15 protein-coding genes are annotated in these 24,003 nt (G+C 59.2%); 4 read left to right on the plus strand and 11 right to left on the minus strand.

Annotated elements, in window-relative coordinates; translation table 11 throughout:
- Positions 1 to 7: 7 nt before the first annotated feature.
- A complete protein-coding gene (locus GbCGDNIH8_RS02600) occupies positions 8 to 2,644 on the plus strand; it encodes an MGH1-like glycoside hydrolase domain-containing protein (RefSeq protein ID WP_072571992.1) in 2,637 nt (878 codons plus the stop codon).
- Positions 2,641 to 3,453 carry a S49 family peptidase gene (locus GbCGDNIH8_RS02605; protein ID WP_081368803.1) on the plus strand — a complete coding sequence of 271 codons (813 nt, stop codon included), beginning with the start codon at positions 2,641 to 2,643 and terminating at the stop codon, positions 3,451 to 3,453. The genes GbCGDNIH8_RS02600 and GbCGDNIH8_RS02605 overlap by 4 nt, the downstream gene beginning before the upstream one ends.
- Positions 3,454 to 3,462: 9 nt before the next feature.
- Here the strand turns inward: GbCGDNIH8_RS02605 and GbCGDNIH8_RS02610 are convergent, their stop codons facing one another.
- From GbCGDNIH8_RS02610 to GbCGDNIH8_RS02635, 6 genes are all read right to left on the minus strand, one after another.
- Positions 3,463 to 4,014 (minus strand): response regulator transcription factor, encoded by a 552-nt coding sequence (locus GbCGDNIH8_RS02610; RefSeq protein WP_072571993.1) that lies wholly within the window; start codon positions 4,012 to 4,014, stop codon positions 3,463 to 3,465.
- Positions 4,011 to 5,312 carry an ATP-binding protein gene (locus GbCGDNIH8_RS02615; protein ID WP_367593391.1) on the minus strand — a complete coding sequence of 434 codons (1,302 nt, stop codon included), beginning with the start codon at positions 5,310 to 5,312 and terminating at the stop codon, positions 4,011 to 4,013. Before GbCGDNIH8_RS02615 ends, GbCGDNIH8_RS02610 begins: the two co-directional genes overlap by 4 nt.
- Positions 5,313 to 5,397: 85 nt before the next feature.
- Complete coding sequence (locus GbCGDNIH8_RS02620; RefSeq protein WP_072571995.1) at positions 5,398 to 6,921, minus strand: SpoVR family protein; 1,524 nt, start codon at positions 6,919 to 6,921, stop codon at positions 5,398 to 5,400.
- Positions 6,918 to 8,219, minus strand: coding sequence for a YeaH/YhbH family protein (locus GbCGDNIH8_RS02625; RefSeq protein ID WP_072571996.1), 1,302 nt, complete (start codon positions 8,217 to 8,219; stop codon positions 6,918 to 6,920). The genes GbCGDNIH8_RS02620 and GbCGDNIH8_RS02625 overlap by 4 nt, the downstream gene beginning before the upstream one ends.
- Before the next feature lie 25 nt (positions 8,220 to 8,244).
- Positions 8,245 to 10,191: a PrkA family serine protein kinase gene (locus GbCGDNIH8_RS02630; protein WP_072573564.1), complete on the minus strand. Its 1,947-nt coding sequence runs from the start codon at positions 10,189 to 10,191 to the stop codon at positions 8,245 to 8,247.
- 498 nt (positions 10,192 to 10,689) lie between these two features.
- The gene (locus tag GbCGDNIH8_RS02635) at positions 10,690 to 11,988 is read right to left on the minus strand and encodes an O-acetylhomoserine aminocarboxypropyltransferase/cysteine synthase family protein (protein WP_072571997.1); all 1,299 of its coding nucleotides are present in this window, start codon (positions 11,986 to 11,988) and stop codon (positions 10,690 to 10,692) included.
- Between the two features lie 317 nt (positions 11,989 to 12,305).
- On the opposite strand from GbCGDNIH8_RS02635, the gene GbCGDNIH8_RS02640 reads away from it, so the two are divergent.
- Complete coding sequence (locus GbCGDNIH8_RS02640; protein WP_072571998.1) at positions 12,306 to 13,841, plus strand: porin; 1,536 nt, start codon at positions 12,306 to 12,308, stop codon at positions 13,839 to 13,841.
- Between the two features lie 75 nt (positions 13,842 to 13,916).
- On the opposite strand, the gene GbCGDNIH8_RS02645 is transcribed toward GbCGDNIH8_RS02640, so the two are convergent.
- The 5 genes from GbCGDNIH8_RS02645 to GbCGDNIH8_RS02665 form a co-directional block, all read right to left on the minus strand.
- On the minus strand, positions 13,917 to 14,186 hold the full coding sequence (locus GbCGDNIH8_RS02645; RefSeq protein ID WP_072571999.1) for a hypothetical protein: 270 nt from the start codon (positions 14,184 to 14,186) through the stop codon (positions 13,917 to 13,919).
- A gap of 97 nt (positions 14,187 to 14,283) precedes the next feature.
- Entirely contained in the window at positions 14,284 to 15,741 is a 1,458-nt protein-coding gene (gene rfaE1, locus GbCGDNIH8_RS02650) for a D-glycero-beta-D-manno-heptose-7-phosphate kinase (RefSeq protein ID WP_072572000.1), read from the minus strand.
- A 154-nt stretch (positions 15,742 to 15,895) separates the two neighbouring features.
- Positions 15,896 to 16,861: a protein-L-isoaspartate O-methyltransferase family protein gene (locus tag GbCGDNIH8_RS02655; protein WP_253736088.1), complete on the minus strand. Its 966-nt coding sequence runs from the start codon at positions 16,859 to 16,861 to the stop codon at positions 15,896 to 15,898.
- A 5-nt stretch (positions 16,862 to 16,866) separates the two neighbouring features.
- Positions 16,867 to 19,353: a hypothetical protein gene (locus GbCGDNIH8_RS02660; protein ID WP_072572002.1), complete on the minus strand. Its 2,487-nt coding sequence runs from the start codon at positions 19,351 to 19,353 to the stop codon at positions 16,867 to 16,869.
- Positions 19,350 to 20,357, minus strand: a complete 1,008-nt coding sequence (locus GbCGDNIH8_RS02665) for an alpha/beta fold hydrolase (protein ID WP_172822880.1) — start codon at positions 20,355 to 20,357, stop codon at positions 19,350 to 19,352. The genes GbCGDNIH8_RS02660 and GbCGDNIH8_RS02665 overlap by 4 nt, the downstream gene beginning before the upstream one ends.
- A gap of 163 nt (positions 20,358 to 20,520) precedes the next feature.
- Here GbCGDNIH8_RS02665 and GbCGDNIH8_RS02670 point away from each other — a divergent pair, with 163 nt between their 5' ends.
- Complete coding sequence (locus tag GbCGDNIH8_RS02670) at positions 20,521 to 23,919, plus strand: transglutaminase family protein (RefSeq protein ID WP_072572004.1); 3,399 nt, start codon at positions 20,521 to 20,523, stop codon at positions 23,917 to 23,919.
- Positions 23,920 to 24,003: the final 84 nt, after the last annotated feature.

The following is a 24,003-nucleotide window of genomic DNA, read 5'->3' on the forward strand; positions in this document are numbered from 1 at the left end:
GCATTTCATGCAGGCTACTGACCAGACTGCTGAAGGACGACGGCTGTCTGCACCTCAGGCATGGCGGCGCTGGGGGCCCTATCTCAGTGACAGGCAATGGGGTACGGTGCGGGAGGATTACAACGCGAATGGGGATGCCTGGGATTATTTCCCGTTCGACCATGCCGGTGCGCGGGCCTATCGGTGGGGCGAGGATGGGCTGGCAGGGTTTGGCGATGATCGGCTGTACTGGTGCCTCGGGCTTGGATTGTGGAACGGGCGTGACCCGTTTTTGAAAGAACGCCTGTTTGGCCTGAATAATGCTGAAGGCAATCACGGCGAGGATGTGAAGGAAATCTATTTCCACACTGACGGCCTGCCGAGCCATGCCTTCATGCGGATGGAATACAAATACCCGCATGCAGCTTTCCCATATGAGGCGCTGCGTCGGGTCAATGCGGCACGTGGCCTGAATGATACCGAGTATGAGATTGAAGATACCGGCATCTTTGCAGAGAGCCGTTACTTTGACATTGACGTTGTGTATGCCAAAGGAGATGCGGACGATATTCTCTGCCGGATCACTGTGCTCAATCGTGGCCCGGATGCAGAGGATATCCATATCCTGCCAATGCTGTGGGCACGCAACATATGGAGCTGGAAACCGGATGCGGAGAAACCGTCCCTGACGGTCATCGGTCCCCGCAGCGTTTCCGCTGAACATCCTTATATGCCGACCATGCGCTGGGACGTGGATGCCGAAGATGCGACTCTGCTGTTCTGCGAGAACGAGACGGACCCTGCTTTATTCGGGCAGCCCACGCGCCCTTACTGCAAGAATGCCATTAATCAGGCGGTGGTCGCAGGGAATGCGTCCGCCGTTAATCCAGCACAAACCGGAACGCGTTGCGCTGCCTGGGTGAAGCGCCGGCTGGCTCCCGGTGAGCAATGCTCGATCCGTCTGCGTTTTTCAGTTCATACGCAGGTGGCTGATCCTTTTGCCGATTATGATGCGGTCATGACCCGCCGTCAGGATGAATGTGATGAATTTTATGCAGCCGTACAAAAGAATATTTCTGATCCAAACCTGAAACGCATCCAGCGTCAGGCATTCGCCGGGATGCTGTGGACCAAGCAGCTTTATTATTATGATGTCCATGCCTGGCTGAATGGAGACCCGGGGCAGATCAGTCCACCTCCCTCCAGAATGCAGGGAAGGAATGCGGACTGGCAGCATTTCAATGCCTGCGATGTGATCTCCATGCCGGATAAATGGGAATATCCGTGGTTTGCATCATGGGATTTGGCCTGTCATTGCGTGACTTTCGCGCTGATCGATCCTGATTTTGCCAAGAAGCAGCTTCTGCTGCTGGTGCAGGACTGGTTCAGCCATCCAAATGCCATGATGCCGGCGTATGAGTGGGAGTTCAGCGATGCGAACCCGCCCTTACATGCCTGGGCAACATGGCGTGTATACAGGATGGAGCAGGAGCGTTGCGGGCGCGGAGACCGCCAGTTTCTGGAGCGTATGTTTCTGCGCCTGACGATGAACTTCACCTGGTGGGTCAATCGCAAGGACGCCGAAGGGCGCAATATCTTTCAGGGTGGCTTTCTGGGGCTGGACAATATCGGTATTTTTGACCGCTCCAAACCGCTGCCGACCGGCGGACATATGAGTCAGTCTGACGGAACGGCGTGGATGGCCTCCTATGCGCTGAACCTGATGCGGATTGCCATGGAACTGGCGGCTGAAGATCCGGTTTATGAAGATCTGGCGGGGAAATATTTCGAACATTTCCTGTTGATCGCCCGGGCTGCCTCACAGGAAAACGGTTTGTGGGATGAGCAGGACCAGTTCTTCTACGACGTGCTGGTGCTGCCTGACGGGCAGCGGATACCGCTGCGCATCCGCTCTCTGGTCGGGCTGATTCCGCTGCTGGCGGTGGCGACATGGGAATCGGGAACCGTAGAACGCCTTCCGGACTTTCGGGCCAGAACACATTGGCTTCTGCAAAACCGGCCTGATCTGGCAAAGCTGGTGTCACGTTGGGAGGAGCCGGGCGGTGGGCGTTCGGCCCTGTTGTCGCTGTTGCGCGGGCACCGGATCAAGAAGCTGCTGGCGCGGATGCTGGACGAGGAGGAGTTCCTGTCACCGCACGGGATTCGTGGCCTGTCACGTTATCATCGCGATCAGCCTTATGTTTTTTCCTACGGTGATCATAGCGTTTCGCTGCACTATACACCGGGAGAAAGTGATACCGGCCTGTTCGGAGGCAATTCCAACTGGCGTGGTCCGGTCTGGATGCCGGTCAATGTGCTGCTGATCGAGGCGCTGCGCGAGTTTCACCGTTATTATAGCGATGATTTCCGGGTGCAGTATCCTCCTGGCAGTGACAGCACAGCGTCGTTGAAAGATCTGGCTGATGAGGTGTCGCACCGTCTGATGACGTTGTTCCTGCCGGGGGAAAACGGTCGGATTCCGGCTTTGGGGGACAGCGCCCTGCTGCATGATGATCCCGGGATGAAAGGGAGGATGCTGTTCCATGAATATTTCCATGGCGATAGCGGACGCGGGTTGGGAGCCTCGCATCAAACGGGATGGACCGGGATGGTGGCCTTGCTGATCGACATGTTCCACCACACCCCTGAAGAAACGGGTGTATGACGATGTGTCTGAAAACCGTGTTCAGGCGCCTGAAATCTTTACGTGGAAAAGCCATTCCGGTGCTGGAGCTGAAAGGTATTCTGTCCCGGCGCGGACCGCTGTCTTTCGAGACGGTCGAACCCGCTATCCGCAAGGCGGCAGCACTGGCTGAGAAGCGTGGTGCGCTGATTCTTTCCATTGACAGTCCCGGTGGCTCCCCGGTGCAGTCCGATCAGATCGCTTCCCTGATCCGGCGGGAAGCGGAGGAGAAATCCTTCCGGGTCTATGCCGTCATTCAGGAGGTTGGAGCCTCGGGCGGGTACTGGCTGGCCTGTGCGGCGGATGAGATCATGGCCAGCCCGATGAGCATTGTCGGCTCGATCGGGGTCGTGGGCGGAGGCTTCGGGCTGAACCGGCTGATCGAGCGGCTGGGTATCGATCGCCGCCTGTATACGGCGGGGCAGAACAAGCGTCGGGGTGATCCATTCCTGCCGGAAAAGCCGGAGGATGTGGCCTTCATCGCCGGGTTGATGGAGGATATCCATGCCTTGTTCAAGGACTGGGTCAGGCAGCGTCGGGGCACCCGTCTGACCAGTGATGAGAGCGCTATTTTCGATGGCGGCTATATGCTGGGTCGTCAGGCAGTGACGCTGGGCCTGATTGATGGCCTGACCGATCTGACAACTCTGGTGGAACAACTGGGCGGGAAGGGGGCGCAGCCGAAGCTGTTCCGTCCCCGCCTCCGCCGCGGGCTGCTGTCCCGTCTGCCTTCGCTGACCGCAGGCGCTTTGCTGGATGCGATGGAGGAAAGGCGGCTGGATCTGAGATAAGCCGCCTGATCAGGTGACGCGCCGCTTTTCCAGCTTCCGCGCCAGTGTGCGGCGATGCATGCCCAGCCGTCGGGCTGTTTCGGAAATGTTGAAGTCGGTCTCTGCCAGCGTTTCGTGAATACGCTCCCATTCCAGCGTCTTGATGGAGGTGGGGCGGGCACTGACCGGAACGGAGGAATCTCCGCCTTCTTCCCGTTCGAAGGCGGCGATGATGTCATCCGTGTTGGCTGGCTTGGGCAGGTAGTGGCAGGCCCCCAGCTTGATGGCCTCGACGGCGGTGGCGATGCTGGCGAAGCCGGTCAGCACGACGATGCGCATCTCGGGGACACGATCATGCAGGATCCGGACGCATTCAAGGCCGGAGCCGCTGCCCAGCTTCAGATCGACTACCGCGTAAGAAGGCGTATTGCCCTCCAGCGCAAGGTCGATTCCATCCTGAGTCTCTGAATGGAAGACGCGGTAGCCCCGCCGTTCGAAAGAACGTCGAAGCGTTTTGGCAAAGGTCGCATCGTCCTCAATGATCAGCAGGGTGGGATCAGGATCGGTCGGTTCAATGTTCATGGCCTGTGCTCTCTGTCGGCATCATTGTCTATCGCCATGGCCGCCAGGGGAAGTCTCACGGTAATGGAGGCTCCTCCGCCTTTCCGATTGTTTGCCTGAACGGTGCCACCCAGCTTGCGGATGACATTGACCACCAGAAACAACCCCACGCCGCTGCCTTGCCTTCCCTTTGTGCTGCGATAGGGCTTGCCGAAATCGGCAAGGATCGCATTCGTAAATCCCGGCCCTTCATCCTGCACGATAATGGCGATGGTGTTATCCTGTCTGCTGGCGCTCACCCCGATCCAGCCCGGGGAGGCTTCCAGAGCGTTATCGAGCAGGTTGAACAACACCTGTTTCAGCGCGATGTCGGAAACGATAGCAGGGTCCGGGTCGATATTGATACGCACATCAAGGCGGGAGGGGGAGCATGCCTCCCGCCATTCCTCGATCGTATCCGTCAGAAAGGCTGAGGCCGTGGTGCGTAGCGTACCCTCACCACGCGCATCGCCGGAGGAGACCAGAATATCGGAGACGATGGATTTGCAGCGTTTTACCTGAGCCTGCATCTCGATAATGTCGTCGCCAAGCTCTGCATCGTCATGCAGGCGGGGCATATGCTGCCAGTCATTCAGAATGACGGAGAGGGTGGAAAGCGGCGTGCCCAGCTCATGCGCCGCACCGGAGGCCAGCAGGCCCATGCGGACGATATGGGCCTCCTCGGCATTCTGCTGTCGTAATTCCGCCAGATAGGCGTCACGCTGCTTCAGGTTGCGTTGAATACGGGAGACAAAAAAGACCTGCAAACAGGCAGCCAGTACAAAGCCGATATACATGCCCTGACTGCGCAGACGGAAGGGCAGGACATCCCCGGAGCCGGACAGATGAAACGGGATGGCCTGTATGGTCAGGAAGATGAAGCAGAGGCTGGTGATGGCCACCAGTGCCCAGGCGAACCATGCATCCAGCAGGACGGTGCCCAGAATGACCTGAAGCAGGTATAGGGAGATAAACGGATTATCGGTGCCGCCACTGAGATAAAGCTGTGCGGTCAGAGCCGTCACATCCAGCAGCAGGGCAAAGAAAAGCTCGATGCTGGTAAAGACTTTCTGCGACCGGTAGCGCACCAGATCGGCGATATTGAGCAGCAGCAGGCCAAGCAGCACCATTTCCATGGCCCGCACCGGCAAGGCAATGCCGATCAGGTGATGGACAAAGATAATGGTCACGATCTGCCCGATGATCGCCAGCCAACGCAACTGGATCAGCAGCAGGAAATTGCGTCTGTTGGTCGTATCCGCAAAATGGCCCCTGCTCACGCGCTGTCCTGTCCTGCCGGTCTGCAAAACATGCATTATCCTGGCTAAAGCAGGCGCAGGGCAATATCACTGCCTGCCGAACATGTCAGCGGCTTCCGGCCTCGTGGGTTTGCAATACGGCATTGGTGACCGCGTCTATTTCCTCCAGCTTCACTTCGTAGCCCCACAATTCCGCCAGACGTTGCAGCACGAGGGTTGTGTCTCCGCTTTCCAGCAGGATGCCGTTATGTACGCGATGTTGCAGGATCAGGCGGCGGTCACCGACGAGATCGACATCCACGATTTCCAGTTCCGGTTCCATCCGCACCGTGTCGAACTGATCAGCCAGCGTACTGCGAATAGTGCGGTATCCACGCTCGTTATGGATAGAGCGGACCAGAAGGTCGGATCGGCTGTCATCATGCAGCGCAAACAGCTTGAGTTTACGGATCAGGCGGGGGCTGAGGAACTGCCGGATAAAACTTTCATCCCGATAATTTTCCCACGCATCCTTCAGAGTTTCCAGACCGGCCCTGTTTCCGGCAATATCAGGAAACCAAGCACGATCCTCTTCATCAGGATTTTCACAGATCCGGACAATATCCTCCATCATCGCAAAGCCGAGCGCATAAGGGTTGATACCGGAATAGCGGCGATCATCGAAATCCGGCTGAAATACGACGCTGGTATGGGAATGCAGGAATTCCAGAAACGCCCCTTCCTGTAAAAAACCCTGTTCATGCAGCCGGTTCATGATGTGGTAGTGGGTCCAGGTGGCGCAGCCTTCATTCATCAGACGGGTCTGTTTCTGCGGATAGAAATATTGCGCGACATGACGCACGATCCGCAGGATCTCACGCTGCCAGTCTTTCAGCAGGGGCGCTTTTTTCTCAAGAAAATAAAGAATGTTTTCCTCTGGTAGTCCCAGAAGAGATTGTCTTGCCGCACGCTCGCTCAATCCTGACGCCACGCCGGAGCGGCTGGGCAGGGTGCGCCAGAGATCGTTGAAGGTACGCTCTGCCTCGGCACGGCGCTCCGCTTCGCGTCTGGCCTCATCCTGCAGGGTCGGAAGATTACGGCGGGGATAGCGGCTGACCCCCTGGGTCATCAGGGCATGTGCTGCATCCAGCAGTCTTTCCACCTCTTCCTCGCCATAGCGTTCTTCGCATCGGCTGATATAGCTTTTTGCAAAATCCATATAATCGAGAATGCCGCCTGCATCGGTCCATTGCCGGAACAGGGCATTGTTTTTGAAGAAATGGTTGTGTCCGAACGCGGCATGCGCCATGACCAGCGCCTGCATCGCCATGGAGTTTTCCTCCATGATGTAAACAATGCAGGGATCGGAATTGATGACGATCTCATAAGCCAGCCCCTGCTGGCCGCTGCGGTATAATGTTTCGTCCCGTGCAAAACGCTTGCCGAAAGACCAGTGCCGATACATCAGCGGCAGGCCGATGGAGCTGTAGGCATCAAGCATCTGCTCAGAGGTAATGACCTCGATCTGGTTCGGATAGACGTTCAGACCAAGCTCATGCAAGGCGATCTTTTCGATCCTGTCATAGCTGCGCTGAAGCTGATCGAAGCTCCAGTCACGGCCGGCAGCGATACCGGGTTCGGGAGCGTTCATGCCTCCACCTCGCTGATGCTGTCGCGTGTGGCTTTGTCACGGGTAAAGAGCTGCCGGAATACCGGATAAATCTGCCCGCGATGACTGACATGGCGCATGGCCAGTGGCCGGCCTGATTCGGCTACGGTTTTGTAGGCGCGCCATAATTCCGTGTCGCCACCAGGCATGTTTTCAGCGCCAACCTCAAGATAGGCGAAATACTGGCATTGCGGCAGAATTTCCCGCGTTAACAGCGCGCAGGCATGGCTGTTGTCGGAAGGCAGATTGTCACCATCCGATGCCTGCGCGGCATAAATGTTCCAGTCCTCCCTTGCGTAGCGATCCTTGATGATGGCCAGCATTTTTTCCAGCGCGGTGGAAACGACGGTGCCCCCTGATTCGGTGCTGGTGAAGAAAGTCTCCTCATCAACTTCCTTCGCGACATGGGTGTGCCGGATAAAGACGATATCGACATGTTTGTAGCGACGGCTGAGGAAAAGATAGAGCAGCTTGTAGAACCTCTTGGCCAGATCCTTCATATGCTCGGTCATGGAGCCGGAGACATCCATCAGGCAGAACATGACGGCGCTGGCGGCCGGGCGCGGCACGCTCTGATAGCGGTTGTAGCGAATATCGATCGGATCGATGAACGGAATGCGCCGCCCGCGGGAGCGCGCCTGTTCTATCCTGTGTCGCAATTCCGCCTGACGTTCGGGATCGCTGCCGTTTTCAAGCAGGCTCGCCAGTTCGCGTTCCTCTGCCTCGGTTTCCTCAAGGCGGGGGCGGCCCAGCGCAATGCGGCGAGAGAGGCTGTTGCGCATGGTGCGGACCAGATTGACATTGGTGGCCGCTCCGCTGATCGCATATCCCGCCCGGCGGGGGGTAGCTTCCTCGGCCGAGCGCAACTGGCGACGCAGCAGATCAGGCAGTTCCAGGTCTTCCAGAAAAAGATCGAGAAACTCATCCTGTGACAGGGCGAAGGTGAAGGCGTCCTCTCCCTCTCCGTCGGGAGCACCTTCCCGCCCTTTGCCACGGCCTCCCCCGCCCTGACGGCGGATCTGGTCACCTTCCACGAACTCCTTGTTGCCGGGCAGCACATGGTTCCGGTTCCCGCTGCCGGAGGCATGATGCAGGGTCGGCTCCCTCAGGGCATCGGTATTGATCCGGATACCTTCCCCGACACCGGTTTCCCGGATGCCCTGACGGGCGGCGGCATCGCGCACCGCCTCCATGATCTGTCGCCGCGCCTTGCGGATAAAACGCTGACGGTTGGCCAGGCTTTTGCCTCGTGGGTTCAGCCTGCGATCGACAATATTCAAATTCCGCCTCCGATCGGCGCGCGTTTCAGCCCGCCTGCTTCGTGCGCATATACCATTCCACCAGACGCCTGACTTGCCGCTCTGTATAGCCGCGGCTCATCATGCGCTGGACGAACTCGGTATGTTTCTTCTCAGTCTCCGCTTCTTTCTTGGAGCCAAAAGAGATCACGGGCAGCAGGTCTTCCACCTGGCTGAACATCCGCCTTTCAATGACCTCCCGGATTTTTTCATAGCTGGTCCAGGATGGATTGCGGCCGCCATAATTGGCGCGGGCACGCAGGGAGAATTTGACCACCTCATTACGGAAATCCTTGGGGTTGGCGATCCCGGCGGGTTTCTCGATTTTGGTCAGCTCCTGATTGAGCAGTTCGCGATCCATCATCTGGCCGGTATCAGGGTCTTTGAAATCCTGATGCTCAATCCAGGCATCGGCGTAATCGACATAGCGGTCGAACAGGTTCTGGCCGTAATCGTTGTAGCTTTCCAGATAGGCTTTCTGTACCTCATGACCGATGAACTCGGCATAGCGTGGGGCCAGTTCCGCTTTGATGAATTCAAGATAGCGTTTCTCGGTGTCCGGTGCCAGTTGTTCCCGTCGGATCGACTGTTCCAGTACATACATCAGATGCACTGGATCGGCAGCGACCTCATGCGTATCGTAATTGAAAGTCGCGGACAGCACCTTGAAGGCAAAGCGGGTGGAAATCCCATCCATACCCTCATCCAGTCCGGCGGCATCGCGATATTCCTGCACCGATTTGGCATGCGGATCAGTTTCTTTGAGACTTTCTCCGTCATAGACCCGCAGTTTTGAAAACAGGCTGCCGGACGCCGGCGGCGTCAGACGTGACAGTACCGCGCAGCGTGCCAGCATTTCCAGCGTGCCGGGCGCGCAGGGGGAGTTGGCCAGATCGCTGTTGCGGATCAGCTTGTCATAAATTTTTTCCTCTTCGGTGACGCGCAGGCAGTAGGGAACCTTGATGACGCAGATGCGGTCGATAAAAGCTTCATTGTTCTTGTTGTTACGAAAGCTCTGCCATTCGCTTTCATTGGAATGGGCCAGAATCACACCCTGGAACGGGATCGCGCCGATATTTTCCGTGCCGACGTAATTGCCCTCCTGCGTGGCGGTCAGCAGCGGATGCAGCATCTTGATCGGTGCCTTGAACATCTCCACGAATTCCAGCATCCCCTGCGTGGCGCGGTTCAGCCCGCCGGAGAAGCTGTAGGCATCGGGATCATTCTGGCTGAAATGCTCCAGCATGCGAATGTCGACCTTGCCGACCATGCTGGAGATATCCTGATTATTTTCATCTCCCGGCTCGGTTTTCGCAACACCGATCTGGCGCAGGCGGGACGGGTAGAGTTTGGCCACCCGGAACCGGTCGATATTGCCGTCGAACTCGTCCAGCCGCTTGAGCGCCCACGGGCTGAGCAGCCCGGTCAGGCGGCGGCGGGGGATGCCGAATTTGTCTTCCAGCAGCGGTCCCATCGCCTCCGGATCGAACAGGCCAAGGGGGCTTTCGAAAACCGGGCTGATCGCTGTCCCGGCCTTGAGAACATAGATCGGCTCCTGCTCCATCAAGGCTTTCAGCCTTTCGGCAAGCGATGATTTGCCGCCGCCTACCGGACCGAGCAGGTAGAGTATCTGTTTCCGTTCCTCCAGACCCTGAGCGGCATAGCGGAAGAAGTTGACGATCCGCTCGATCGTTTCCTCCATGCCGTAGAATTCGGCAAAGTTGGGATAAACTTTGATGGTGCGGTTCATGAACACGCGTCCCAGCCGCGCATCCCGGGAGGTATCGATCACCTCCGGTTCGCCGATTGCTTTCACCATGCGTTCGGCGGCGGTGGCGTAGGTATCCGGCTGATCCCGGCAGAGCGACAGATACTCGCTCAGCGACATGTCGACTTCACGACGGGTTTCGTAAGTGTGCCTGGATTTGGAAAACAGATCGTCCAGCAAGCTCATGAAGGGCGGCTCCGTGACGTTTCGGGTGACAGTCTGGCGCTCGCGCGCGGGGCTGTGCAGTCCGTCCGGTATCAGCCTGCCTGAGATGCCGTATCCCCGGGGAGGGAACGGTATGCAGAAAACAGCGATACCGAACCGCCATACGTCGTCCGCAACAATCGCACATGTCTCTGTCCCGGACGGCGCAGGCTGTACTTCAGCATCCCATATGTGGGAACTCGGCCTGTCCTGCATCAGGGGAAGGGGAGGAGAAAAAGCGATTTCCGCTCTTGCAGAATAATCGCACCCGTCAGGGCTGCTCCGCCGAACTCCTGAACTGATGGACCGCCGGATCGTCCCGCATAATGGAACTTCTTGGACACAGCCTAGCAGTCAGGCAGAGGCATTTCGCAACTATAATCGAAGACATTCTGCATTTTTTTGCAATCACCGTGTCACATCGACGCTGTGGTCTCCGGGACACGGTTTTTGACAGGGGGGATTGTCTGTAAGGCCAGTTCAGCCCTGTTCCAGAGCCTGATCGAGATCACGGAGAATATCGTCGATATGCTCCAGCCCGATCGACAGGCGCACATAACCGGGGGAGACGCCGGTGGCGGCAAGAGCCGTTTCATCCAGTTGGGAATGTGTCGTTGTGGCCGGGTGAATTGCCAGACTCCTTGCATCGCCGATATTGGCGACATGCAGGAAAAGCTTCAGCCGGTCGATAAAGCGCTGGCCTGCTTCCGTACCGCCTGCCAGTTCGAAGCCGACCAGCCCGCCTTTGCCGCCATGCAGATATTTGTCAGCCCGTGCCCGTGCGGCTCCTGTCTGATGGTTGGGGTGGATAACGCGAATCACCTCCTTCCTGCTGGCCAGCCAGTCTGCGACAATGGAGGCATTGCGGCTATGTGCATCGATCCGCAGAGGCAGTGTTTCAATACCCTGCAGCAGCAGAAACGCATTGAAGGGACTGATCGCCGCCCCCAGATCCCGCAACAGGGTGGTGCGGATTTTGACGATGTAGGCGACCGGCCCAAGCGCCCTGGTTGCCTCAACCCACACTGCACCGTGATAGCTGGGATCAGGCTGGTTAAGCGCAGGCTGGCGCTCCGGATAAGCGGCCCAGTCAAATTGCCCGCCATCGACGATCAGCCCGCCGATGCTGGTGCCGTGGCCGCCAAGATATTTGGTGGCGGAATAGACGACGATGGCTGCTCCATGCTCCAGCGGGCGAATCAGCAGCGGTGCTGCCGTGTTATCGATGATCAGGGGAATGCCCAGCGGGCGGCCCAGTGCGGCCACTTCAGCAATTGGGAAAACCTCCAGCTTTGGGTTGGGGAGGCTTTCCGCATACCAGGCACGGGTGCGATCATCGCTGGCGCGGACGAAAGCGGTCGGCTCGGTGGGGTCGACAAAGCGTACCTCGATACCCTGATCGCGCAGGGTATGGGCAAACAGATTCCATGTTCCCCCGTAGAGATCCGTTGAGCTGACGATATTGTCGCCTGCTCTGGCAAGGTTCTGGATAGCGTATGCCGAGGCCGCCTGACCGGAGGCAACAGCGAGCGCGGCCGCGCCGCCTTCCAACGCAGCAATGCGTTGTTCCAGTACGTCATTGGTCGGATTGCCGAGGCGTGTGTAGATGTTGCCGAGTTGTCTCAATCCGAACAGATCGGCGGCATGGGCTGTATCATCGAACTGATAAGATGTCGTCTGATAGATGGGAACAGCCACTGCGCGGGTGGCGGGATCGCGGCGCCAGCCCGCATGCAGGGCGAGTGTAGCCGGATGAAGGCGTTCGTCTTTTCTGCCCATTTCACACCAATATATGGTTGATATTTTATATCACCATACATGATGGTTTATCTGTTGCAATGCTTTCAGCCCGCGTGGACCGAAATCCCTGTGTTGTGCAGGTGCAACATAAGTAATCGGTCCGGTTCGTTTATTTGTGCAGCGCAGCAAAAATTAGAGTGTGGGGCCAGCGTTACATCACTTTAACACAATATGCTGTGCAAAAATGCAACAGTGGAGTGATTACGGGAGAATGACCTTCTGTTAACCTTGACGATGCCAAGGCGGTATGGTCGGATCACGAAATAATAATAAACCGAAATTTGGGGGGTCCTTTAATGTCGATAAAGTTCTCGACATGGCTCAAAGTGAGCACTGTTATTGCCGTCGGCGCTGGTTTTACAGCCACCCCGGCCTTCGCAGATGACTATACCGATCTGCTGAACATTCTGCGTGCCAAGGGCAGCCTGACCCAGAACGAATATAGCGCCCTGATGGCCAAGCATGGTACAGGCTCCCGCGCTGCAAGGGGCCGCACGGCCCGCGCCGCCCAGACTGATGCCGGTGCTGATGCGCAGGCGGCTGCCGCCAGCGCAGCGGCCAGCGCTGCTGCTGCTCAGGCCGCTGCGCAGTCTGCCCAGTCCTCCCTGCAGGCATCGAACATCATCCGCAGCAAGCCTTATGTGCCGGGCAAGGGGATCACGATCCGCGCTGGTGACATCGACCTGAACTTCTCCGGCTTCGTGAACGGCTACTACACCTACAGCGCCGGTGCGGTTGGCAGCGGAGTCGTGGGTGGTGGTCTTGCACAACCCAATCGGGATAACTCCGCTATCCGTGGCGGCCTGTTGCCTGCAGCCCTGATCTTCAAGGCCAGCACGACCCAGGCCGGTATCGATATGTCTGCCGTGTTCGGTATTTATCCGGGTATCAACAGCTCCAATACCGGCACGCAGTTTGGTGCCAATGGTGGCGGGTCTGCTTACGGCCTCAGCACCTCGGGTATCGATTTCCGTCAGGTCTATGTGACCGCAGGCACCAAGAAATTTGGCACGGTCAAGGTTGGTCGTGATCTGGGTATCTTCGGCTCCGACGCGATCTTGAGCGATGCGACCCTGCTCGGTGTGGGTGCATCTGGTGGCAATGCGATGCCTGGCAATACGGCTCTTGGCCGTATCGGCATTGGCTATGTGTATGCTGACTGGCTGCCGCAGATCAGCTATGCCTCTCCCACTTTCGGCGGCGTACAGATTACCGTGGGTGCGATGTCCCCCTATTCTGTGACCAATGCTTTCAGCGGTCAGCCGGGTGTAACAGGCTCGTCCAGCGATACGCTGATGTTCCAGGGCAAGGTCACATATGACTATGCTTTCGGCCCGGTGACCGGACGCATGTGGAGCAGCTTCCTGGTGCAGCCGCAGCAGAAGCTGCAGGGTATTGTCGGTGCCAACACACGTGACAGCGTGCTGTCTGCCGCCATTGATGGTGGTATCAAAGCCAATTACGGCCCGTTTGGTATGGTTGGTTACTACTATCGTGGTTCGGGTCTCGGCACGACCGGCATTTTCTTTGATGCTATTGCCGCCAATGGCCGCAAGCGTGATTCCGAGGGCTATTACGTCCAGGGTACCTACAACGTCACGAAGAAGCTCAAGCTGGTCGCCAGCTATGGTCAGAGCAATCTGAATCAGGCCCCGGGTGAGATCAATCCCGACCTGATTCGCACCAACGAAGCGGCCATGGGCGGCGTGTATTACAGCCTCACCGACTGGATGACGCTGGTTGGCGAATATGCTTATGTGCAGTCGAAGTCGCATGGCGATACCGCCCTGCATTCCAACAACTTCACTGCCGGCACGATGCTGTTCTTCTAATCGACAGCACTGCAGATCGACAAAAAAGGGGAGAAGCGGCAACGCTTCTCCCCTTCTCTATGTGTAAGTCATTCCTTATTGCGCGTTGGGTGCTTTTTCTTTCACGGCACCCGGCACATTCGTTTGAAGACCAGCTTTGTCGTCTTTGGTTGTGCCGGTACCCATGGCACCATCCGATGTGCTGGATGATGTGCCGGTTTTTGCGGCAGGACGCGCTTTGTGGTGCTTATGATGTGTTTGCTGGTGATTGCTTTCAGTGACCGTATCCTCGGCATGCACTGATAAGGGCGCAGTAAGACCAAGGCACAGAACGAGAGCGGTACCAAGGCTGGCAGGGCGTTTCATTGGCATTCCTTCCTGATGATCCGGCCGGGACCGTGCCGGGTTTTCATCAGGACCAACGACTATGGCCCCTCTTCGTTCCCCTGTGGATGATGGCGATTCAGAGGGGTGCCGAGATTTTCTGCACGATTCCGGTGGTTGAACGGCCCGGTACCAGATCGATCAACTCTACTTTCCCACCTGCTGCGCGGACAACATCACCGCCGACCACATCTTCCTCGCGATAATCAGCCCCTTTGAACAGTCGGTCCGGAAGCAGAAGGGAGATCAGGGAAAGGGGAGTGTCTTCCTGAAATCCGACGACGCAATCCACCGCCCGCAGCCCAGCCAGAACGGTGCAGCGATCTTCAAATCCATTGATCGGGCGGGTTGGCCCCTTGAGGCGCGAAACGCTGGCATCCGTATTGACCGCAACGACAAGCCGGTCACAGCGCCTGCGGGCTTCATTCAACAGGGTGACATGGCCTGCATGCAGGATATCAAAGCATCCGTTGGTAAAGCCGACGGTCAGACCAAGCTGCTTCCATTTCTTGACCAGCGACCGTGCTTCTCCCACGCTGCGGGCAGAGCCGGTGCTGCCATTGGAGATGGCGGATTCATCCAGTTCTGCACGTAGTTCATCCAGAGTGAGTGTAGCGGTTCCCGCCTTGCTGACCACAACACCTGCGGCAGCGTTGGAGATTCGCATGGCACTTTCAAGGGTCAGGCCGCTGGCATGCGCCAGGGCGAGGGTAGCAATCACGGTATCGCCAGCCCCGGAGACATCGAATACTTCCCGCGCACGGGCCGGCACGGTGTGAATGGCGATATCGGGCCGTCCATCAGAAGGGGCCTCAATCAGCATCATGCCCTTTTCGGAACGTGTCGCGAGAATCGATGCACCGCCAGCCTGTCCCATGACGATCCGGGCGGCGGCAATAACGGAAGCCTCGTCATCGGCACGCTGATGGGCGGCGGCGGAGAGTTCCTTGACGTTCGGTGTAATGCAGGTTGCGCCGGCATAGACCGAAAAATCCAGTGTTTTGGGATCGACGAAAACCGGAATACCGGCTTGCCGCGCCAGTCCGATCACATGCCTGATCACGGCAGGCGACAGTACACCCTTGCCGTAATCCGACAAAATGACTGCGCCACACTCTGCGATATGCGTGGCGACCATGGTCTGGAGCAGGGTTTCTTCTGCGGGCTGGGTTGGAAGATGGCTTTCATCGTCGGTGCGCACAACCTGCTGCTGTGCGGCCAGAAAGCGGGTTTTGCAGATGGTCGGCCGATGGGGACTTTCCACCAGTGCATTGACGATACCGCTCGCCCGCTCCAGATGGGTTCTCAGCGCGACGGCGGTGTCATCATGGCCGATCAGCCCGACCAGAATGGCTGTGCCGCCCAGATCGGCAATGTTATGCGCAACGTTGCCGGCGCCGCCGAGCATGGAATGGGTGCTGGTGATACGCAGAACCGGCACAGGCGCTTCCGGGGAAATGCGCTCCACGCTGCCATGCATGAATCTGTCCAGCATGACATCGCCGATGCAAAGGACGCGCGTGCTCGAAAAATCCATGAAAATCCCGCTCGTATGAAAAACCGTTTTCTCCTCCGGTCGGGCCGGGCGGAGATGAAAGCGAAGAGAAAACGGCCCGCCTGAAAAATCAAGCGTGCCGCTTTCTCATAAGGCAGAAAAGAGTGCGTAGGGCTGCACATAAATCCGCCGTTCTTTATTCGGCTTTGGAACCATTTTCTGGCGTTGTTGCGGGAGACGCGGTCGGGGCGGCTTTCTGCGCATGGGTATTGTCGCTGGAAGGACGCGGGGTTTTCATCATGGCGCCCGTCATCGGGATAAAGAACACACCGACATCGCGCCGGGAATGCACTTTCCCCTCGGCATCTTTGGTGTAGATGTAGAGAATCTGCCCGCGCTTGAAGGGCTGCCCGATGGGAATGATCATCCGGCCATTTGGTTTCAACTGCTTCAGCAGATCCGGCGGAGCATACTGGGCGGCGCAGGTGACGATGATGACATCGAATCCCCCCTCGACCTCCGGCCAGCCGAAATAACCGTCGCCGACCCGGCTGGAGATATTGTCATAGCCCAGTGGCGTGAAGATTTTCCCGACCGCCTTACCCAGCGGCTCGATAATCTCGATCGAGTAGCTGTGCTTGACGATGCGGGACAGAAGGGAGCTCTGGAACCCGCTGCCCGTGCCGATTTCCAGCGTCACATGCTCTGGCTTCGCCTCGCAGACCTGAGACATGTAGGCCTGTCCCAGATAGTCGGACAGCGCCGATCCGTAGCCCAGCGCCCAGGGTTTCGGATCGGCCTCATAAGCCGCGCTGGGGGTCGGGGTATGGGTGTCATAGTGATAATGGTAATACTCACGCGGCAATTGGCGGAAGGCTTCCATCACTGCGGGATCGGCATGGCCAAGCCTTTCCTTCAGATAGGATTCAATCCGTTGCAGCGCCGCAGGTTTACGGGCCTGAATGGCATCAAAGGCTTTCTGATCGATCTTGCAGGGGCGGCCAGATTCGGCCATCGCCTTTTCAAACCGTTCAAGTGTCCACGGCTGGGCGGCGGCATCGGCGGCACTGGCCTGTGCAAACAGGCGTGGCCCCTTGCTGGAGAAGGGCAGAGCAGCACCGGCGGCGGCTCCTGTAACGATCAGGGAGCGGCGGGAAAACATGCGGGTCAATATCCTTGCCTGAATTCCGCCCTGGTGGCGGAAGGCGTGTGGAACAGAAGGGCAGCCAAGCCATACAGGATAGCGGCTCCGATCAGCAGCACGGAATAACCTTTCTGCAAAGCCAATAAATTTGCGAGGGGCGTTGCAACAACCGAAAAAGCGCCGTTCACGCCCCAGGCCCATGGCAGCAGTCCTGGCGGCGTGCCGTGCAGACCCAGCGGAAAGAACAGACCAAGCAGGGTGGAAACCGGCGCGAGTACGACCCCCAGCAGCAGCAGTCGCAGCATGGCTGGCCAGTCCAGCGTGTTCAGCACCAGCGCAGGCAGGCCATACAGGATAGCGGCACACCATAGTATGGTCAGCCCGGCGGCAATACGCAGGGTGCGAGCAGCCGTGCTGGTGAAACGTCCGGACAGCATCGCGCCGATCCCGGAAAAAATCAGCATCATGCTGAGCACGGCGGCAAAGGCGGTGGCGCGGTCATTCAGCCAGAAAGCAGCCTTGTCGATCAGAACAATCTCCACGAACAGAAAACCAAGGCCCAGAGCGGCAAAATAGGCTATGGCGCGGGCCGTGCCTCCGGCGCTCATGCCGATCCGGCGGGGACGGATCATGGGCAGAACCAGCACGATCATGGCCAGCAATGCGGCCTGGGCCAGTACAGCGAGATTGACCAGCGGCCCGATCTCCTGCTGCGGCAGCATTTCCAGACGCTGGAGAATGGTCCCGAGATGGGACAGGCGCAGCACGGAATAAAAGAAGGGCCGATCCTCTGTGATAGGCGAGAGGTTGAAGGCACGCTGCGATCCGGTCTTCAGGTCGGCGTCATCCCGCTCTGACAGTACGGGCAAGGCTTCATCGGCCACGGCATCGGCCGGACCGCTTCCACTGGCCACCGACCCATCCTCGAATGAAACCGGTGGCAGATCATTGTAAATCGAGGCTTTGGCGGCCTGCAGATCAATGCCGGGGAAATAGGGGACGTCGAAAGAACGCTGATCGGCAAAGTGGCGCGCAGCGGCAATCGCGGCTGCGGAGAATGGTTGATTGCTGACCAGTATGCGCAGGTTCCACGCCGAGCGGTACACGATCACATGTGTCATGGGATCGATCCCGCGTGCACGGAGCGCATCGCGTACTGTCGCCAGCAATCGCACGGCATAGGCGGGAAATTCACGGATCGAAACAGGCAGGGACAGCACCCCGCCCGGTGCCAGCGCTCCGATCAGGGTATCGAGCGACTCACGGGTAAAGACATGGGCATTGGCTTCCTGTTCGTCGAGAAAATCCGACGAGACGTCGATCACCGCAAAGGTCGCCGGATGGCGGTGCGCCACACCAACGGGATTGGCGCCGGACAGTTCGAGACCTCCCGGCATCAGCTTGCGCAGGATCGGGTCAGGTTCGAGAGCCATGATATGGGTGGCTCCCAGAGTTCCGGCCTCGGTGATCCTGAATCCTCCGCCACTGCCGATCAGCAACACCTGTCCGCCCGCTTTCAGGGCTGTGCTTTCCAGCGTGTAGGGCAATGCATTGAGGGCGGCAGGAGCATAGCGTGCATCAAGTCCCGGCTGCCCCGGACCCTTCAGTGGCAGAGCGGCGATGCGATTGCCGTCGCGATAGACGCCGAGGGTTCTGGGCGGTCCCGGCAGATTGAGCATCCCGGCATCATTGGAGATGTCGGTATCAACCCGCTCCGTAAAGTCCGCCAGCACGTTGTAAAGACCGCGCGGGGAGCGGACTTCCTGCACCATCCGTGCTCCCTCGACATGCAGGGGGGCATAGATCGGCTTGAAATCGTTGAACGCCGCGCTGTCGTAACGCAGCCCCAATATGCCTGTTGCAAACAGCAGCATAGCCAGCGCGGTATGGGCGGCGCGCAGTCGTGGCGGCAGACGTGCCCCGGCCAACCAGCAGGCCAGCAGCAGTAAAGGCAGCATGCAGGGCATCAACTGGAATGGATGCACATGCTGCATCAGGATCAGCACCAGCAGTGCCCCGCCTCCCGCCCCGGCAAGATCATAGCCATATGTCCTGCCCAGCCTGGCCGAGCCGAGGATGAAAGACAGGCTGATATACAGCCCGGTCAGAAAGAAAAACGGCAGCAAGGCCGCATAATACAGCCCGATCAGCCAGAGCTGTGGTCCATACGTGGCCGGGTTCTGCAACTGGAGCGGATTGAACGGATTGGCTGTCACACACAGATAACCGCCCGCTGCTGCTGGCAGCAGCAGCAATGGCAGAATGGCCTGCAAGGCTGCACTGTATTTCGTCAGCGTCTGCCGGGCCAGCGCGGTAGCAACCCCGGACAGGGCCAGACCGGCCATGACGATGGAAATGACCCAGTACCCATATTCCGACCATTTCGCGACGGCGAAATAGCGGGTCAGGGCGGTTTCATATCCGACGGCCGCCCCGGAAATCAGGGCGAGTGCCAGCAGCGGTGCTGGTCGTAACCCGGCGCTGTGCTCAGAGGAGAGAGGAAGACTCATTTCAGGGCGGTCCGGGGCCAGACTTTCCGGGTGATGAACGATTCCATCAGCCCGTTGAATCGGTCGGCATCATCAATGAACAAGGCGTGTCCTGCGGTGCGGAAGATGCTGATTTCCGCGTTGGGGTGGTGGGCTGCAAGATTCATGGCCTGCCCTTCGAAAGCCGGGCGCACGGCATACAGAACCGGTTTGGCAGTCGCATACACGGCTTCTTTCCAGTAGGTGCGGGGAACAGGATAGCGCAGCAGGGCCGCCGCGACATTGGGTGGAGTATGGAGCGCATCCTGGGTCAGCTGTTCCAGGAAGGCGGTCGATTGTGGCGTATGAAACATGCTGCGCACGAAAGCCTGCATCGCAGCCTGCCGATTGAGCGGGCGTGTTTTTCTGCCTCTCTGTCGCTTGCCGCCGGCTGCTCCGGGGGCGGGGTTCTCGCCAATGGAATTATCGATCAGCACCAGCCCCGCAAGACGCGCATCGCCATGCTCATGCAGATAGGCCAACACATCCAGCACGCCAAGCGACCAGCCCACCAGCAGCACGCCTGCGCTTGTGTCTCCGCCGAGTTGGGCAATGGCATCAGCAATATCCTGTCCACGTCGCCATGGATCATAGCCGGTGGCGGGAATGTCGCTCTCCCCCTGTCCGCGCGGGTCCAGAGCGGCAACGTGAAAATATCTGCTGAAGAAGGTGAGCTGCCGGTCCCAGATCCAGGCCGGCATGCACCAGCCCGGCACAAACAGAATCGATGGCGCGGAGGCAGGACCTGCCTCAATCATGTGCAGGCGGATGCCATCACTCGCAGAAATGAACCGGTTATAATCAGCCGCTCTGCCAGTGCAGGGTGCGCAGACGCTGGTTGCGCCTGCTCCGAGCAGCGCGTTCAGAAACGGTCTGCGTGACAGGAAAGCCATGCCGGATGCCTTTTCATATCCGTGCCGGGCAGCAGAGGCGTCAAGGGAAAGACTTGCCCATGAGACGATCAGGCCCATGAGGCGATCAGGCAAGACCGGGCGGCCCGGTGTGTCAACCTGTGCTGCTGCCTGCCGGCTGTCTGAGAGGTCTATAGAAAGTTTGGTTACGCGGTGGCGCAAGGATTGCTTCCACCTTACAACCGGAAGCACGGCATTTCACGCCACCTATTCCGCCGGTGAAACAGTTGGACACCTCATGTCGATCCACGTCGCTCTTACCCACCGCACTTCCTATCGGTATGAAAAGCCTGCCGCTTTGGGGCCGCAGGTCATCAGGCTGAGGCCCGCACCGCATGCCCGCACCCCGGTGCTGTCCTATGCGCTGAAGGTTGAGCCTCAGCCGCATTTCATCAACTGGCAGCAGGACCCGCAGGGCAATTTTCAGGCGCGGGTCGTGTTCCCGGAAAAAGTCACTCATTTCGATGTGACGGTCGATCTGGTCGCCGATATGGCAACGATCAATCCGTTCGACTTCTTTCTGGAACCGGAAGCTGAATCCTGGCCCTTCGCCTATGATCCGGTGCTGGAGCATGAGCTGGCTCCGTTCCGTCGTCAGGAAGAGGCAGGCCCGCTGCTGAAGGCGTTTCTGGATGAACTGCCGCGGCCGGATGGGGAAGGCGACGGCCTGCCCACCATCAACATGCTGGTGGATCTGAACCGCCGGGTGCAGGAGCGCGTCAATTACGTCGTCCGCATGGAACCTGGCGTGTTCACGCCGGAGGAAACGCTTGAAAAGCAGCTTGGCTCCTGCCGCGACAGCGCGTGGCTGCTGGTGCAGGTGCTGCGGCATCTCGGTTTCGCGGCGCGGTTTGTCTCCGGCTATCTGATCCAGTTGACGGCGGATGTGAAGCCGCTGGACGGCCCGGCTGGCCCGGATGAGGATTTCACCGATCTGCATGCCTGGGCCGAGGTATACCTGCCCGGCGCGGGCTGGATCGGGCTGGATGCGACCTCCGGCCTTATGGCGGGCGAGGGGCATATCCCGCTGGCCGCGACGCCGGAACCGGCTTCGGCAGCCCCGATTTCCGGCCTGATCGAGAAGGTGGAAACCGAATTCGACTTCGCCATGGGCGTGACGCGGATCAAGGAAACACCGCGCACCACCAAACCTTATATCGAGAAAACCTGGCAGGATATTCTGGCTGCCGGTGCACGGACCGATCGCGCGCTGAACGCGGGTGATGTGCGTCTGACCATGGGGGGCGAGCCGACTTTCGTCTCTGCGACCGATTTCGAATCTGCGGAGTGGAAAACGGATGCGCTCGGGGAGACCAAGCGCGCTTATGCCGGTCGTCTGATGCGTCGTCTGACGGCACTCTGGTCACCCGGTGCGGCGATGCATCTGGCGCTCGGCAAGCATTATCCGGGTGAGCAGTTGCCGCGTTGGGCACTCCATGCGCACTGGCGGGTGGATGGGGAGCCAGTCTGGACCGATCCGGCCCTGCTGGCGGATGACGATACGATTGATCACGCGACTCCGGATGATGCGCGCCGTTTTGCGCGGGCGCTGGCAGAGCGGCTGGAGGTCGATGCCGGTCTGGTTGCCCCTGCTTATGAGGACATACATTACTATCTGTGGCGTGAATCCCGCCTGCCCGCCAATGTTCTGGCGGAAGGCAGCAAGCTGCGCGATCCGGCGGAGCGGGCAAGGCTGGCGCGGGTGTTCGGGCAGGGGCTGGATGCGGAAGTCGGCAGTATCCTGCCACTGCGTCGCGCCATTCTCGACGGGCGTCGTATCTGGCAGTCCGGGCGCTGGTTCTTCCGGGGCGATACGCTGTTCCTGATCCCCGGCGATGCTCCGATCGGCTTCCGCCTGCCGTTGCAGAGCCTGCCATGGGCTGATCCGTCCAGTCTGGATGTCGATTTCCCGGTGGACCCGTTCGCGCCCAGAAACCCGTTCGCACCGCGTGCCGCCTACAGTTGGGGACATGGCGGGCTGTCACGGGATGGTATGGAGGCCGCCTATGCGACCCGCAGCGGGCAGGGCGCGCTTTATCGACAGGGTGCGACGGCTTATGTCTCGCCCGGTGCATGGCTTGAACGTCCGATCCGGCAGGAAGCGCCGGTGATCGGTCGGGATGAGCCGGATGTGGTCCGCACCGCTTTGGCGGTCGAGGCGCGTCGTGGCGTGCTGCACGTTTTCCTGCCCCCGCTCTATGATGCGGAGGACTGGCTGGAACTGGTCGCACGGGTGGAGGACACGGCCCGCGCTGAAGGCCGCCCTGTGGTGCTGGAGGGCTATGCGCCGCCGGAAGATCCGCGCCTGCTGTCTTTCTCCATCACCCCTGATCCGGGCGTGCTGGAAGTCAATGTGCATCCCTCGGAAAACTGGGCGGTGCATGTGGAGCGCACTGAGCAGCTGTACGAAGAAGCGCGCGCGGTCGGGCTGGCCACCGAAAAATTCATGCTCGATGGCACCCATGTCGGCACGGGTGGCGGCAATCACGTGGTGATGGGGGCGGCGCATGCGGCGGACAGTCCGTTCCTGCGGCGGCCCGACCTGCTGAAGTCGATGCTGGGTTTCTGGCATAACCATCCCAGCCTGTCCTACCTGTTCAGCGGGTTGTTCATCGGCCCGTTCAGCCAGCATCCCCGTATCGACGAAGCGCGGGAGGACAGCGTGCGGGAGCTGGAGATCGCGTGCGAACGGGTCTCCCCCTTCAGCCCCACCCCGCCCTGGCTGACGGACCGGATTTTCCGCAACATTCTGGCGGATGTGACCGGCAACACGCATCGCACCGAGTTCTGCATCGACAAGATGTATGCGCCGGAAAGCAGCTCCGGCCGTCGTGGTCTGGTCGAGTTCCGGGCGTTCGAGATGCCGCCCCATGCGCGTATGTCCGCAGCGCAGGCTTTGCTGATGCGGGCGGCTGTGGCGGCATTCTGGCAGTTCCCTTATGAGCGCCGTCTGATCAGGTGGGGTACGCGCCTGCATGACGATTTCATGCTGCCGCATTACGTCGCGCAGGATCTGAAGGATGCGCTGGAACATCTGGCCGCTGCCGGGCAGCGTCTGGACCCTGACTGGTTCCTGCCGCATCAGGAGTTCCGCTTCCCGTTGGTCGGTGAAATCGCCGTGCGCGATATGGTGGTGGAGCTGCGGCATGCGCTGGAGCCCTGGCATATTCTGGGTGAAGAGCCTGCTGCCGGGGGCACCGTACGCTACGTGGACAGTGCGGTCGAGCGTTTGCAGGCACGGGTCACCGGATGGTCAGCGGAACGTTATGTCCTGTCCTGCAATGGCGCAGAGGTGCCGTTGCAGAAAACCGAAACGCAGGGCGAATACGTGGCGGGTGTCCGGTTCAAGGCCTGGTCTCCGCCCAGTTCCCTGCACCCCACCATTCCGGCGCATGGGCCCCTGGTATTCGATGTGTATGACAGCTGGACCGGGCGTTCGCTGGGCGGCATGACCTATCACGTGTCTCATCCGGGTGGACGGAACTATGATCGTTTCCCTGTGAATGCGAACGAGGCCGAGGCGAGGCGTCGCGCCCGTTTCTTCCCGTTCGGCCATACATCCGGGCCGATGGAGCGTCCCCGTCTTCTGCCGAACCCGGAACAGCCGCGGACGCTCGATCTGCGGCGGGGACACTGAACAGGGTGGGATTGTTTGACAGAGGGGGTGGGTGCATGCCGGACTGTGCATGTGCTGTCGAAAGAAGGTGGACACCCCCTGATG

It is taken from the genome of Granulibacter bethesdensis, from assembly GCF_001889545.1.
GTDB lineage: Bacteria > Pseudomonadota > Alphaproteobacteria > Acetobacterales > Acetobacteraceae > Granulibacter > Granulibacter bethesdensis_B.

Bases quoted from the DNA above. Each gene is read 5' to 3' on its own strand.
- GbCGDNIH8_RS02600 (WP_072571992.1), top strand. From the start codon at position 8: ATGCAGGCTACTGACCAGACTGCTGAAGGACGACGGCTGTCTGCACCT.
- GbCGDNIH8_RS02605 (WP_081368803.1), top strand. From the start codon at position 2,641: ATGACGATGTGTCTGAAAACCGTGTTCAGGCGCCTGAAATCTTTACGT.
- GbCGDNIH8_RS02610 (WP_072571993.1), bottom strand. From the start codon at position 4,014: ATGAACATTGAACCGACCGATCCTGATCCCACCCTGCTGATCATTGAG.
- GbCGDNIH8_RS02620 (WP_072571995.1), bottom strand. From the start codon at position 6,921: ATGAACGCTCCCGAACCCGGTATCGCTGCCGGCCGTGACTGGAGCTTC.
- GbCGDNIH8_RS02630 (WP_072573564.1), bottom strand. From the start codon at position 10,191: ATGAGCTTGCTGGACGATCTGTTTTCCAAATCCAGGCACACTTACGAA.
- GbCGDNIH8_RS02635 (WP_072571997.1), bottom strand. From the start codon at position 11,988: ATGGGCAGAAAAGACGAACGCCTTCATCCGGCTACACTCGCCCTGCAT.
- GbCGDNIH8_RS02640 (WP_072571998.1), top strand. From the start codon at position 12,306: ATGTCGATAAAGTTCTCGACATGGCTCAAAGTGAGCACTGTTATTGCC.
- GbCGDNIH8_RS02645 (WP_072571999.1), bottom strand. From the start codon at position 14,186: ATGAAACGCCCTGCCAGCCTTGGTACCGCTCTCGTTCTGTGCCTTGGT.
- rfaE1 (WP_072572000.1), bottom strand. From the start codon at position 15,741: ATGGATTTTTCGAGCACGCGCGTCCTTTGCATCGGCGATGTCATGCTG.
- GbCGDNIH8_RS02655 (WP_253736088.1), bottom strand. From the start codon at position 16,861: ATGTTTTCCCGCCGCTCCCTGATCGTTACAGGAGCCGCCGCCGGTGCT.
- GbCGDNIH8_RS02660 (WP_072572002.1), bottom strand. From the start codon at position 19,353: ATGAGTCTTCCTCTCTCCTCTGAGCACAGCGCCGGGTTACGACCAGCA.
- GbCGDNIH8_RS02670 (WP_072572004.1), top strand. From the start codon at position 20,521: ATGTCGATCCACGTCGCTCTTACCCACCGCACTTCCTATCGGTATGAA.